We start from the raw sequence: 13205 nt of genomic DNA, 5'->3' as shown, positions 1-13205 counted from the left end.
TTATTGCGCGCCCCGCATCATCACCCAGATCAGCAAGCCCACGATGCCCAAAACCATCGCGAAGGCGTAATGGAAGAGATAGCCCGACTGCACCCGTCCGGCGAACCGGGTCAGGCGCGGGATGATTCCCAAAGCCAGGCCGTTGATGGCGCCGTCGATAACGGCTCCGTCACCGCTCGTCCACAGCTTGGCGCCGATCCAGCGCGCCGGACGCACGAAGATCGCGTCATAGGCCTCGTCGAAATACCACTTGTTCAACAGGAACTGATAGAGCCCCCGCTGCTGCGCGGCCAGCTGGGCCGGCCATTCCGGGCGGCGGATATACATCAGCCAGGCCAGGCCCAAGCCGATCAGCATCGCGACGAAAGGCGACACCTTGACCCATTTCGGCACGTAATGCGCATCATGCATCACGTGGTTGTCGGGGCGCATGTAGATCGCGCCGGGGGTCACGGTGAAGGCCTCGACCTCGGCCGGGTTCTCGGCGGCACCGGCGGCGGCGTGCAGCGCGGCGCCCTCGGGCTCCTGCGCGGGGGCCTCGGCGACGCTGCCCTCCAGGGCGGTGTCGGTCCCTGCGGCGGCGGCACCCTCGGCGTGATGCGTGGCGGCGGCCTCGATCCCGAAGAAGCGGGTGACGCCCTCCTCCTCGAAGAAGCTGTTGTACCAGACCATGCCCGCGAAGATCGACCCGAAGGCCAGCACGACCAGCGGCGCGGTCATCACGCGCGGGCTCTCATGCGCGTGGTCATGCGCATGATGATCGCCCCGCGGCTTGCCATAGAAGGTCAGGAACATCAGCCGCCAGGAATAGAAGCTGGTCATCAGGGCCGCAATCACCAGCATCCAGAAGGCATAGCTGCTGCCGACGAAGGCGCTCTCGATCACGGCGTCCTTGGACAGGAAGCCCGCAAAGCCGATATGGGTCAGCGGAATGCCGACGCCGGTGATGGCCAGCGTGCCGATCATCATGGCCCAGAAGGTCAGCGGAATCTTTTTCCGCAGCCCGCCATAATTCCGCATGTCCTGTTCGTGATGCATCGCATGGATCACCGAACCCGCGCCCAGGAACAGCATCGCCTTGAAGAAGGCATGCGTGAACAGGTGGAACATGGCGACCGAATAGACGCCGACGCCCGCAGCCACGAACATGTAGCCCAGCTGCGAACAGGTCGAATAGGCGATGACGCGCTTGATGTCGTTCTGGACCAGACCGACAGTCGCCGCAAAGAAGGCGGTGGTCGCGCCGATATAGACGATGAACATCTTGGCTTCGGGCGCGAATTCGTAAAGCGGCGACATCCGGCAGACCAGGAACACGCCCGCGGTCACCATGGTCGCCGCGTGGATCAGGGCTGACACAGGGGTCGGGCCTTCCATCGCGTCGGGCAGCCAGGTGTGCAGGAACAGCTGCGCCGATTTGCCCATCGCGCCGATGAACAGCAGGATCGCCAGCACGTTGGCCGCGTTCCAGTCACGCCACAGGAAGGTCATCTCGGTCTGGGCCAGCATCGGGACCTGGGCGAAGATCTCGTCGAACTGGATCGACCCGGTCATCCACCACAGGCCGAAGATGCCCAGCAGAAAGCCGAAGTCGCCGACGCGGTTGACGATGAACGCCTTCATCGCTGCGGCGCCCGCCGACTGCTTCTTGAAGTAGAAGCCGATCAGCAGATAGGACGCGACGCCCACGCCTTCCCAGCCGAAGAACATCTGCAGCAGGTTGTCGGAGGTCACCAGCATCAGCATCGAGAAGGTGAAGAACGACAGATAGGCGAAGAAACGCGCGCGGTAAGGCTCGTCGTCGCCGAAATTCTCGTCATGCGCCATGTAGCCGAAGCTGTAGAGGTGCACGAGCGCCGAGACCGAATTGATCACGATCAGCATGATCGCGGTCAGGCGGTCCAGGCGGATCGCCCATTCAGAGGTGAAGTCGCCCGAGACGATCCAGTCCATGACGGGGATGCTCTGCGGCTCGCCCAAGGTCAGGAAGACCACCCAGGACAGGGCCGCGGCGGCGAACAGGATGGCTGTCGTCAGGATCTGCGCGCCGCGCTCTCCGATCAGGCGCCATCCGAAGCCCGCGATCAGCGCACCCAGCAGGGGTGCGAAAAGAATGAACTGAGCCATGACCCTAACCCTTCATCACGTTGACATCTTCCACCGCGATCGTGCCGCGGTTGCGGAAGAAGACGACCAGGATGGCCAGGCCGATGGCCGCTTCGGCCGCGGCGACGGTCAGGATGAACATGGTGAAGATCTGCCCGCCCAGATCGCCCAGATGGGCCGAGAAGGCCACGAAGTTGATGTTGACCGCCAGCAGCATCAGCTCGATCGACATCAGGATGACGATGACGTTCTTGCGGTTCACGAAGATGCCGAAGATCCCGGCGACGAACAATATCGCGCCCACGACCAGGTAATGTGTCAATCCGATCATCAGTTCAGTCCCTCCGGGCTCTCTCACCCGTTGATATTCCGTTGGCTGGGGCGGAAGCTTACAGCCCCTGCCCCGGCTTGACGTCGCGCAGCTGCATGGCCTTGGCCGGATCGCGGTGCATCTGGGCGATCACGTCCTGGCGCTTGACGTTGGTGCGGTGCCGCATGGTCAGCGTGATCGCCCCGATCATCGCGACCAGCAGGACCAGGCCCGAGATCTGGAACGGCAGGATGTAGCGGTCATAGAGCAGCAGACCGATCGCGTTGGTGTTCAGAACCTCGGTCGCCATCGGCACGGACCGCAGGGTCGCCGACTGGTCGCTGCTTTCCCACGCGCCATAGGCGATGGCCAGCTGCGCCAGCAGGACGATGGCGATCAGGCCGGCCAGCGGCAGATAGCGGGCGAACTCGCCCTTCAGCTTGGTGAAGTCCACGTCCAGCATCATGACCACGAACAGGAACAGCACCGCGACCGCACCGACATAGACGATGATCAGCAGCATGGCCACGAACTCGGCGCCCAGCAGGACGAACAGCCCCGCGGCCGACAGGAAGGCCAGGATCAGCCACAGCACCGAATGGACCGGGTTGCGCGCCAGCACCACCATGAAGCCCGCCGTGCAGACAGAGATGGCGAACAGGTAGAATGCGAATGTCATCATGACTGGGGGCTCCCCTCGGATTCGGTAAAGACGCCCTGGGCGATCTCCAGCGCCTTCTGCATCGCCGGCAGGCCGCCGAACATGCCCATCTGATAGATCACCTCGGCGATCTCGCGCGGGGTGGCGCCTGCCTCGATGGCGTGGCGGATGGTCATGCGCATCTGCGGTTCGGCCAGCGCGCCCTGCACGGTCATGGCCGCAATGGTCACCAGCAGGCGGGTGCGCGCATCCAGACCGTCGCGGTTGAAGGTCTTGCCGAACCACATCTCCAGCATGTCGGCGGGCATGGTCGGGAACATCTTCTCGAACGCCTTGACGTCGAAATGCTCCAGCGCCGGATTGAAGGTCCGCGCCATCTCCTGTCCCTGGCTCAGCATCTGCTGAAACATCTTGGTGAAGGGATCGGTCATCTGTACGGCGCGTCCATCGCCAGGTTGCGCGCGATCTCGGATTCCCAACGGGCGCCGTTATCCAGCAACTTGTCCTTGTTGTAGAACAGCTCCTCGCGGGTCTCTGTGGCGAACTCGAAGTTCGGCCCCTCGACGATCGCATCGACCGGGCAGGCCTCCTGGCAGAAGCCACAATAGATGCACTTGGTCATGTCGATGTCATAGCGCGTCGTGCGGCGCGAGCCGTCGTCGCGGGGTTCGGCATCGATGGTGATCGCCTGCGCGGGACAGATCGCTTCGCACAGCTTGCAGGCGATGCAGCGTTCCTCGCCGTTGGGATAGCGGCGCAGGGCGTGTTCGCCGCGGAAGCGCGGCGACAGCGGACCCTTCTCGTGGGGATAGTTGATGGTCGCCTTGGGCGCAAAGAAATAGCGCATGCCCAGGCCGAACCCTTTGATGAAATCCACCATCAGGAAGTATTTGGTGGCGCGGACGACGTCGAAAGCCATCTTTTACACTCCTGCCCAACGGGCCCAGAAGGTCCCGAAGACTTCGAATTTCGCAAGGAAAGCCACGATCACAACCCAGCCCAGGGACAGCGGCAGGAACACCTTCCAGCCGATCCGCATCAACTGGTCATAGCGGTACCGCGGCACGATGGCCTTCACCATCGCGAACATGAAGAACCAGATGACCATCTTGAGGAACATCCAGATCGCGCCGTCCGGCAGGCCGGGGATGGGCGACAGCCAGCCGCCGAAGAACAGCAGGCTGATCAGTGCGCACATCAGCCACATGGCAATGTATTCGCCGGCCATGAACAGCAGATAGGGGGTCGAGGAATATTCGGTCATGAAGCCCGCGACCAGTTCGGATTCCGCTTCCGGCAGGTCGAAGGGCGGGCGGTTCGTCTCGGCCAGGGCCGAGACGAAGAACAGGACGACCATCGGCAGGTGCGGCAGCCAGAACCAGGACAGCAGTCCCGCCCCGCGCTGCGCCTCGACGATGGCGGTCAGGTTCATCGAGCCTGCCGAGATGATCACGCCGATGATGATCAGGCCCAGGCTGACCTCATAGCTGATCATCTGTGCGGCCGACCGCAGCGAGCCCAGGAACGGGAACTTGGAGTTGGACGCCCAGCCCCCCATGATCACCCCGTAGACCTCCAGCGAGGAGACCGCGAAGATGAACAGGATGCCAACGTTGATGTCGGCCATCACCCAGCCCGGCGCGAAGGGAATCGCCACGAAGGCCAGCAGCGCCAGCATCATCGACAGGAACGGCGCCAGGAAGAACACGAACTTGTCCGCGCCCGCGGGCACGACGATTTCCTTGACCACGAATTTCAGCGCGTCGGCGAATGTCTGAAGGACGCCCCAGGGCCCGACCACGTTGGGTCCGCGGCGCATCTGCACCGCCGCCCAGATCTTGCGGTCGCCATAGACCATGTAGACCAGCGACAGCATCACGAAGACGATCAGCGCCAGGCCCTGCGCCAGCAGGATCAGCGCGATGCCCCAGGAGGATGCCCAAAATTCAGCCATGATGCCAGTCCCTTTGCCTTACGCCGTTGGAATGCCGCGTGCGTCGCATTCGCGCAAGGTCTCTTCCGTTTCCATCACCCGCAATCCCATCGGCTTGCTGTCCGACAGCAGGAACGCCGATCCGATCAGCAACTTGCCGTTCCGTTCGGCCTGAAGCGTGCGGACATGCCGACCATAGGGGTTGCCGTTGTCGCGGGCCCAACCGGCCAATGCGCAGGTGGCATACGAGAACGCGATATCCGCGTCCACCCCCTGCTGCAGATTGGCCGTCACCTCGACCAGATCGGCCCCCGCGCCGCGGTTCAGCGGCACCACCTGCACGGCGATGAAGGATTCCGGCGCGATCTCGGTCCCCTCGGCCAGTACTGGCAGCGCGGGCTGGGTCCGGGCGGCGAACGCCTCCAGCGCCTTCTGCTGCGCGGTCTTCTCCCGCGGGCGGTTGGGCGCGACCAGGCCTGCGAAATCCAGGTCCAGGTTCTGGTTCAGCGCCTCCAGGTCGGCCTCGGTCACCGCAAAGGCGTCGCGGCCGCCGGGGCTGTCCAGATCCATCGTCGTGACGCTGCCGTCCTCCTCCAGGATCAGGATTTCTCCCGACTGGCTGGACACGCGGGCGCGGCCAAGCCTGTCGCCCCCCGCCACCGAGGCCGCCACCGGAGGACGCGCCTCCGCCCCCCCACCGGTCGAGGTCTGCATGCAGCCCGACAGGGCCAAGACGGCCCCGATCAGGGCCGTCACCGAAGCGCTTGTCCGAACAGTGGGGGTCATCCTTGTTACTCCGCAGCCAACGCGGGCATATGGCGCGCCGCAGCCATGCGCGACAACTCTCCCATCAGCGGAGAGCTGCGTGCGATCGGGTTCGTCAGGTAGAAATCACGGATCGGGTTCACGAAGGCCGCCTGGCCCAGGTCCCGCATCGGCAGGGGCTGCCAGTCGCTCTCGACGACCTGATCGACCTGGCCCAGATGCGGCACGGCCTCGACCAGCGCACGACGCAGCTGCGCCAGGCTGTCCCACGGCAGGGTCTGGCCCAGCTCGGCCGACAGGGCGCGCAGGATGGCCCAGTTCTCCTTGGCCTCGCCCGGCGCGAAATTGGCGCGCATGGCAAGCTGGGGACGGCCCTCGGTGTTCACGAACAGGCCCATCTCCTCGGTATAGCAGGCGGCGGGCAGGATGATGTCGGCGCGATGCGCGCCCCGGTCGCCATGGCTGCCCTGATAGATGACCACCGGACCCGCGGCGATCTCGACCTCGTCGGCGCCCAGGTTGAAGATCACCTGCGCCCCGTCGATCGCGGCGGACATCCCGCCCTCGGTCACGGCACCCACGTCCATCGCACCCACGCGGCCGGCGGCGGTGTGCAGGACCAGCAGGCGCGCGCCGGTGGTCTGGGCCAAGGCCTGGGCGGCGGCCAGCACGGCCTCGCCGTCGGCCTCGCGCAGGGCGCCCTGCCCGATGATGATAATGCCCGCGTCCTCGGACTGTTCGGCCTTGTCCAGCAAGGCGGACAGCGCCGCGCGGTCGGTGCCCGCATGGTCATAATCAAAGGTCAGATCGACCGCCGGACCGACGACCGTGACCTGCGCGCCGCGCGCCCAGGCCCGGCGCAGGCGGGCGTTCAGCACGGCCGCCTCGTCGCGCGGGTTGGTCCCGATCAGCAGGATCGACATGGCGTTGTCGATATCCTCGATCACCGCATTGCCGACATAGCCCGACCGGTTGCCCGCCGGCAGGCGCGCGCCGTCGGTGCGGCATTCCACCGAACCGCCCAGCCCCTCGACCAGCGTCTTGAGGCTGAAGGCCGCCTCGACCGAGGCCAGATCACCGACCAGACCCGCGACCTTGCCGCCCTGCATCGCGCGGGCGGCGGCGGTCAGCGCCTCGGGCCAGGTGGCCGGGCGCAGGCGGCCGTTCTCGCGCAGATAGGGGGTGTCCAGACGCTGGCGGCGCAGACCGTCCCAGACGAAGCGGGTCTTGTCGCTGATCCACTCCTCGTTCACCGCGTCATGGTTGCGCGGCAGGATGCGCATCACTTCGCGGCCCTTGGTGTCCACGCGGATCGCGCTGCCAAGCGCGTCCATGACGTCGATCGTCTCGGTCTTGGTCAGTTCCCACGGGCGGGCGGTGAAGGCATAGGGCTTCGATACCAGCGCGCCCACCGGGCACAGGTCGATGATGTTGCCCTGCAGGTTCGATTCCAGCGTTTGGTTCAGATAGCTGGTGATCTCGCTGTCCTCGCCGCGGCCGGTCTGGCCCATCTGGGTGATGCCCGCGACCTCGGTCGTGAAGCGCACGCAGCGGGTGCAGCTGATGCAGCGCGTCATGTGGGTCTCGACCAGCGGCCCCAGGTTCAGCTCCTCGGAGGCACGCTTGGGCTCGCGATAGCGGCTGAAATCGACGCCGTACGCCATCGCCTGGTCCTGCAGGTCGCATTCGCCGCCCTGGTCGCAGATCGGACAATCCAGCGGATGGTTGATCAGCAGGAACTCCATCACGCCTTCGCGGGCCTTCTTGACCATCGGGCTGTTGGTGCGGATCTCGGACGGGGCGCCGTCGGGACCGGGGCGCATGTCCTTGACCTGCATCGCGCAGGAGGCGGCGGGCTTGGGCGGGCCGCCCACGACCTCGACCAGGCACATCCGGCAGTTGCCCGCGATGGACAGCCGCTCGTGATAGCAGAAACGCGGGATCTCGATCCCGGCCTGCTCGCAGGCCTGGATCAAGGTCAGGTTCGGATCGACCTGGATCTCGATGCCGTCGATCTTGATTGTCCGCAATTCGGCCATGATGACTTCCTTATCTGGCACTCAGCAGCGATCCTGCGACCGTCTGCCGTGCGATTTCGTCCCGCCCGAGGCGGCAAAAGGTTTCCGGCTGTCCGTTCACGACACCGTTCTGGACCATATAGCGGTCTGCCTCGGCATAGATGCGTCGGCGATCCTCGCGGCTGTCCAGAAAGGTCTCGATCTCGGTCTCGGAATAGCCCTGATCCAGGGCATAGCGTTTCAGCGCGCGCGCCTCGCTGAAGGCACGGATCATCCGCGCGCTGATGTCGGGGCATCCCCGGCGCAGCATGTCGGCCACACGGGCTTGGACCAGCCGGTCGTTGATGTAGGTCTCCTGGCTCAGCGGCACCTGCGCGGCGGCAGGAAGGGCCAGGAACGCCAGGGCGATGGCGGCAAGCATGGGTCGTTTCATCACGGCATCCTCTCGGTGATCACGTGCCTCCACGTAATCGCCGGCCGGGCGCATTGCCCGACACGACCCCGTGCGGGGATCGTGATATGCCGCCGTCATGCTCATTCCGCGGCCAGCGCGCCCGTGCGCCCGGTCTTCTTGGCGATCAGGCGATCCTCGATCTCTCCGCGGAAATTGCGGATCAGGCCCTGGATCGGCCACGCCGCCGCATCGCCCAAGGCACAGATGGTGTGGCCTTCGACCTGCTTGGTCACGTCCAGCAGCATGTCGATCTCCTCGACCTCGGCCTCGCCGGACACCAGGCGCGCCATGACGCGCATCATCCAGCCGGTGCCCTCGCGGCAGGGCGTGCACTGGCCGCAGCTTTCGTGCTTGAAGAAGGCGGACAGGCGCCAGATCGCCTTGATGATGTCGGTCGACTGATCCATCACGATCATGCAGCCGGTGCCAAAGCTGGATTTCAGCTCGCGCATGCCGTCGTAATCCATGATGGCGTTCTCACACTGCTCGGCCGTCAGGACCGGGCAGGAGGCACCGCCGGGAATCACCGCCTTGAGGTTCTTCCAGCCGCCGCGCACGCCGCCGCCATGCTTCTCGATCAGTTCCTTCATGCTGATCGACATGGCCTCCTCGACCACGCATGGCGCGTTCAGGTGTCCGGTCAGGCCGAACAGCTTGACGCCCGCGTTGTTCGGACGGCCGAAGCCCGCGAACCACTCCGCCCCACGGCGCAGGATCGTCGGCACGACGGCGATGGATTCGACGTTGTTCACCGTGGTCGGGCAGCCATAGAGACCCGCGCCCGCCGGAAACGGCGGCTTCATGCGCGGCATGCCCTTCTTGCCTTCCAGGCTTTCCAGCAGCGCGGTTTCCTCGCCACAGATATAGGCGCCGGCGCCGTGGTGCAGATGCAGGTCGAAATCCCATCCCGACCCGGCCGCATTCGCGCCCAGAAGCCCCGCGTCATAGCATTCGTCGATGGCGGCCTGCAGAGCCTCCTTTTCGCGGATGTATTCGCCGCGCAGGTAGATGTAGCAGACATGCGCGTTCATCGCGAAGCTTGCGATCAGCGCACCCTCGATCAGGGTGTGCGGATCATGGCGCATGATCTCGCGGTCCTTGCAGGTCGCAGGCTCGGATTCGTCGGCGTTGATCACCAGATAGCTGGGCCGACCGTCCGATTCCTTAGGCATGAAGGACCATTTCAGACCGGTCGGAAAGCCTGCGCCGCCGCGTCCACGCAGCCCCGAAGCCTTGACCTGCTCGATGATCTTGTCGCGCCCGCGGCCGATGATGTCGCCGGTCCCGTCCCAATGGCCACGCTTCTGCGCGCCGGCCAGGCTGCGATCGCCCATGCCATACAGGTTGGTGAAAATGCGATCCTGGTCTTTCAGCATCCGATACGTCCTTTATTCCCGGCGTCACGCATTCCTGCGCCGCCAGATACGCCAGGTCACGATCAGCGACCAGACAAAAGCGCCGATGGCGGCAAGGTCGGCCAGAAAGGCCCACCGCGCCGCCCAGTCATAGTGCTGCCCGATCGCCTGGATGGCGAGCCAGATCAGCATGGTCGTCGCGATCACGATCGCGACCAGCCGCATCTGGCGGGCGTCCTGCGCGGGGTCCGCCATCACCCCGCCTCCTGCCTGCGTGCGGCCAGCGCGCGCGCCTGCCCCACCCAGTCGTCATTACGGATACGCGACGCGGCGCGGCCGATCCCGGCCGCCATGCGATCCACGTCGGAATCGTCCCAGGCCGCGATTTGCGCGAACCGCGTCACGCCCGCCTGTTCCAGCGCCTGCTGGACCTTGGGCCCGATGCCCTTGATGGCCCGCAGGTCGTCCGGCCCGCCGGCATAGATGCTGCGCGCGGCGTCCGGCGTCTCGCGCGGGGCAGCCGGAGGAATGGCATCCCCCGACGGCGCAATCTCGGGCGCAGCCGCAGGCGCCGGTGCCTGCCGGACGGGCGTGGCAGCGACAGGCTGCGGTGGCAGCGGCATCGCGTCCCAGTCCGGCTCGTCCATTCGGACCCCGCGGGGATCGCCAAGCCAAGCCACCATCATGGCCAGCAGGCCACCCGCGATCAGCGCCAGCACCAAGGCCGCCAGCCAGCCCATCTGCCCGAACAGGCCGATGCCCAGAAAGACCAGCAGCGCCGTGACGGCTCCGGTGGTTCTGCTGGCGGGTGTCATGGCTGGCGTCCTTTCTGCGGGTCGTCGGGCTGCGGTCAGTCGCGGTCCTTGTCATCCTTGCGCACATCGGCCGGTTCGCGCGCCGAAACCGGGCGCGCGGCCGAACTAGCCTGCGCCTCCTGCTCGGTCACGCCGGTCGAATCGACCGGTGCCCCGTCCGACGGGCGCGGTTCGCGTTCCGGCGCGGTGTCCACGCCGGTCTGGTCGTCCGCCGCGGCATCGGGCTTGCGGCGCCATTTCGTCAGGATCGGAACCTCGGTCCCGTCGATCCGCTTCAGCGTCTCGCCCAGGTCAGAGGCCAGTTGCACGCTGGCGTTGTGACCTTCCTGCCCCTTCAGATCGGCCAGGCTGGTCAGTCCGCTGACGGGTTCGGATGCAAAGCGGCCGGTCTGCGATCCGGGCACCGGAACCTCTCCGGCCGACATGCGGTCGATCAGCGCCTCGAGGCTCTCGGGCGTCAGATCCTCATAGTAGTCCTTGCCGATCTGGGCCATCGGGGCGTTGGCGCAGGCGCCAAGGCACTCGACCTCCTCCCAGCTGAATTTGCCGTCGGCCGACAGGGTATGCGGCGTGGGCGCGATCTTGCGCTTGCAGACCGCGACCAGGTCCTCGGCCCCGCAGATCATGCAGGTCGTGGTGCCGCAGATCTGGATGTTCGCAACAGTCCCAACGGGTTGCAGCTGGAACATGAAGTAGAACGTCGCCACTTCCAGCGCCCGGATATAGGCCATGCCCAACAGTTCGGCGCAATATTCGATGGCAGGACGCGACAGCCAGCCTTCCTGTTCCTGGGCACGCCACAAGACAGGAATGATCGCCGATTGCTGACGACCCTCGGGGTATTTGGTGATCTGCGCCTGCGCCCATTCCAGGTTCGCAGGCGTGAATTCGAAACTGTCCGGCTGGACGGGGTGCAGGCGGCGCAGCATCAGCGGTCAACCTCTCCGAAAACGATATCCTGGGTGGCGATCAGGGCCGGGACGTCGGCCAGCAGATGGCCCTTGGACATCCAGTCCATGGATTGAAGGTGCAGGAACCCCGGCGCACGAAGTTTCGCACGATAGGGACGGTTGGTGCCGTCGCTGACCAGATAGACGCCGAACTCGCCCTTGGGGGCCTCGACGGCGGCATAGACCTCTCCGGCGGGAACGCGGAAGCCCTCGGTGTACAGCTTGAAGTGATGGATCAGGCTTTCCATGTCCCGCTTCATGTCGCCCCGCTTGGGCGGGGTCAGCTTGCCGCGGGCCAGAACCTCGCCCGGCCCTTCGGCCCGCAGCTTGGCGATCGCCTGCTTCATGATCAGCGTCGATTCACGCATTTCCTGCATCCGGCACAGGAAACGGTCATAGCAGTCGCCGTTCGTCCCGACCGGGATCTTGAAGTCGAATTCGTCATAGCATTCATAGGGCTGGCTGCGACGCAGGTCCCAGGCCATGCCCGATCCGCGCACCATCACGCCCGAGAAACCCCAATCCAACGCATCCTGTTCGGACACGATGCCGATGTCGACCAGCCGCTGCTTGAAGATGCGGTTTTCGGTCAGCAGCGTGTCCAGATCGTCCAGAACCTTGGGGAAACGTTCGCACCACGCCTCCATGTCGTCCAGCAGGTCGGGGGTCAGGTCCTGATGGACGCCGCCCGGCCGGAAATAGGCCGCATGCAGACGCGCGCCCGATGCGCGCTCATAGAAGATCATCAGATCCTCGCGCGCCTCGAAGCCCCACAGCGGCGGGGTCAGGGCGCCGACGTCCAGCGCGCCGGTCGTCAGGCCCAGAAGGTGGTTCAGGATACGCCCCACCTCGCAGAACAGGACCCGGATCAGGCTGGCGCGGCGCGGCACGACCGTGCCGGTCAGACGTTCGATCGCCAGGCACCAGGCGTGTTCCTGGTTCATCGGCGACACGTAATCCAGCCGGTCGAAATACGGCAGGTTCTGAAGATAGGTCCGGCTCTCCATAAGCTTCTCGGTGCCGCGGTGCAGCAGGCCGATATGCGGGTCGGCGCGTTCCACGACCTCGCCGTCCAGCTCCAGCACCATGCGCAGAACGCCGTGCGCGGCAGGGTGTTGCGGACCGAAGTTGATGTTGAAGTTGCGAATGCGCTGTTCGCCCGTCACCAGGTCGTGGCTGCCGTCGTCATAGCTGTTCGCGCGGATGTCGCCGTCCATCATTTCGCGGCCCCCTTTTCGTCGCCGGGCAGGGCGTATTGCACGCCTTCCCAAGGCGACAGGAAATCGAACTGCCGGTATTCCTGCACCAGCGACACGGGTTCATAGATCACGCGCTTTTCGGCGTCGTCATATCGAACCTCGACATAACCGGTGGTCGGAAAGTCCTTGCGCAGCGGATGGCCGGAAAAGCCATAGTCGGTCAGGATGCGGCGCAGGTCCGGATGACCGGTGAACAGGATCCCGAACATGTCGAAGATCTCGCGCTCGAACCAGTTTGCGGCGGGATAGATCGCGGTCAGCGTCGGCAGCATCTCATCCTCGCGGATGGCGACCTTCACGCGGATGCGGTGGTTCTGGTACATCGACAGGAAGTGCCAGACGACGTCGAACCGCTGCTGGCGCGACGGGTAATCGACGGCGGTGATGTCGACCAGCGTGGAGAACCGGCAGCTGCTGTCGCTGCGCAGGAAATCCAGCAGATCCAGGATGCCGCTGGCCGTGGCCGTCACGGTCAGTTCGCCAAAGGCCACGTCGGTGCCGATGACCTCGTTCGGGCGGCGCAGCTTGATGTGCTCGGCCAGCTGGTCCAGCGCGTCGGGATCGGTATAGGTCGCCATG

General features: G+C 65.3%; 15 protein-coding genes. All 15 read right to left on the bottom strand.

Annotation, left to right across the window (positions count from 1 at the left end; translation table 11 throughout):
* The 15 genes from nuoL to FHD68_RS00060 all read right to left on the bottom strand — a co-directional run bounded on the left by nuoL (window position 1) and on the right by FHD68_RS00060 (window position 13204).
* On the bottom strand, window positions 1-2127 hold the full coding sequence (nuoL, locus tag FHD68_RS00130; RefSeq protein WP_127898875.1) for an NADH-quinone oxidoreductase subunit L: 2127 nt from the start codon (window positions 2125-2127) through the stop codon (window positions 1-3).
* Between the two features lie 4 nt (window positions 2128-2131).
* Window positions 2132-2437 carry an NADH-quinone oxidoreductase subunit NuoK gene (gene nuoK, locus FHD68_RS00125; protein WP_042248542.1) on the bottom strand — a complete coding sequence of 102 codons (306 nt, stop codon included), beginning with the start codon at window positions 2435-2437 and terminating at the stop codon, window positions 2132-2134.
* Window positions 2438-2495: 58 nt separating this feature from the next.
* The gene (locus FHD68_RS00120; protein WP_127898876.1) at window positions 2496-3098 is read right to left on the bottom strand and encodes an NADH-quinone oxidoreductase subunit J; all 603 of its coding nucleotides are present in this window, start codon (window positions 3096-3098) and stop codon (window positions 2496-2498) included.
* A complete protein-coding gene (locus FHD68_RS00115) occupies window positions 3095-3508 on the bottom strand; it encodes a carboxymuconolactone decarboxylase family protein (protein ID WP_045998818.1) in 414 nt (137 codons plus the stop codon). Before FHD68_RS00115 ends, FHD68_RS00120 begins: the two co-directional genes overlap by 4 nt.
* The gene (nuoI, locus tag FHD68_RS00110; protein WP_045998817.1) at window positions 3505-3996 is read right to left on the bottom strand and encodes an NADH-quinone oxidoreductase subunit NuoI; all 492 of its coding nucleotides are present in this window, start codon (window positions 3994-3996) and stop codon (window positions 3505-3507) included. The genes FHD68_RS00115 and nuoI overlap by 4 nt, the downstream gene beginning before the upstream one ends.
* A 3-nt stretch (window positions 3997-3999) precedes the next feature.
* The gene (nuoH, locus tag FHD68_RS00105; protein WP_045998816.1) at window positions 4000-5031 is read right to left on the bottom strand and encodes an NADH-quinone oxidoreductase subunit NuoH; all 1032 of its coding nucleotides are present in this window, start codon (window positions 5029-5031) and stop codon (window positions 4000-4002) included.
* An 18-nt stretch (window positions 5032-5049) separates the two neighbouring features.
* Window positions 5050-5766, bottom strand: a complete 717-nt coding sequence (locus FHD68_RS00100) for a hypothetical protein (protein ID WP_240542436.1) — start codon at window positions 5764-5766, stop codon at window positions 5050-5052.
* 35 nt (window positions 5767-5801) lie between these two features.
* Window positions 5802-7814, bottom strand: coding sequence for an NADH-quinone oxidoreductase subunit NuoG (gene nuoG / locus FHD68_RS00095; protein WP_127898877.1), 2013 nt, complete (start codon window positions 7812-7814; stop codon window positions 5802-5804).
* A gap of 10 nt (window positions 7815-7824) precedes the next feature.
* The gene (locus FHD68_RS00090; protein ID WP_127898878.1) at window positions 7825-8226 is read right to left on the bottom strand and encodes a DUF5333 domain-containing protein; all 402 of its coding nucleotides are present in this window, start codon (window positions 8224-8226) and stop codon (window positions 7825-7827) included.
* A 101-nt stretch (window positions 8227-8327) separates the two neighbouring features.
* Window positions 8328-9623 carry an NADH-quinone oxidoreductase subunit NuoF gene (nuoF, locus tag FHD68_RS00085; protein WP_139084935.1) on the bottom strand — a complete coding sequence of 432 codons (1296 nt, stop codon included), beginning with the start codon at window positions 9621-9623 and terminating at the stop codon, window positions 8328-8330.
* Between the two features lie 24 nt (window positions 9624-9647).
* Window positions 9648-9857 carry a DUF5337 domain-containing protein gene (locus FHD68_RS00080; RefSeq protein WP_045998811.1) on the bottom strand — a complete coding sequence of 70 codons (210 nt, stop codon included), beginning with the start codon at window positions 9855-9857 and terminating at the stop codon, window positions 9648-9650.
* Window positions 9857-10417 (bottom strand): hypothetical protein, encoded by a 561-nt coding sequence (locus FHD68_RS00075; RefSeq protein ID WP_139084932.1) that lies wholly within the window; start codon window positions 10415-10417, stop codon window positions 9857-9859. Before FHD68_RS00075 ends, FHD68_RS00080 begins: the two co-directional genes overlap by 1 nt.
* A gap of 35 nt (window positions 10418-10452) precedes the next feature.
* The gene (gene nuoE, locus FHD68_RS00070; RefSeq protein ID WP_045998810.1) at window positions 10453-11346 is read right to left on the bottom strand and encodes an NADH-quinone oxidoreductase subunit NuoE; all 894 of its coding nucleotides are present in this window, start codon (window positions 11344-11346) and stop codon (window positions 10453-10455) included.
* Window positions 11346-12587 (bottom strand): NADH-quinone oxidoreductase subunit D, encoded by a 1242-nt coding sequence (locus tag FHD68_RS00065; protein ID WP_045998809.1) that lies wholly within the window; start codon window positions 12585-12587, stop codon window positions 11346-11348. The genes nuoE and FHD68_RS00065 overlap by 1 nt, the downstream gene beginning before the upstream one ends.
* Window positions 12584-13204: an NADH-quinone oxidoreductase subunit C gene (locus FHD68_RS00060; protein ID WP_045998808.1), complete on the bottom strand. Its 621-nt coding sequence runs from the start codon at window positions 13202-13204 to the stop codon at window positions 12584-12586. Before FHD68_RS00060 ends, FHD68_RS00065 begins: the two co-directional genes overlap by 4 nt.
* Between the last annotated feature and the right edge of the window lies 1 nt (window position 13205).

The organism is Paracoccus marcusii (assembly GCF_006151785.1).
Classification (GTDB): Bacteria; Pseudomonadota; Alphaproteobacteria; order Rhodobacterales; family Rhodobacteraceae; genus Paracoccus; species Paracoccus marcusii.
Note: the sequence above shows the minus strand (reverse complement) of the source record. Positions and strands in the feature narration are given on the sequence as shown.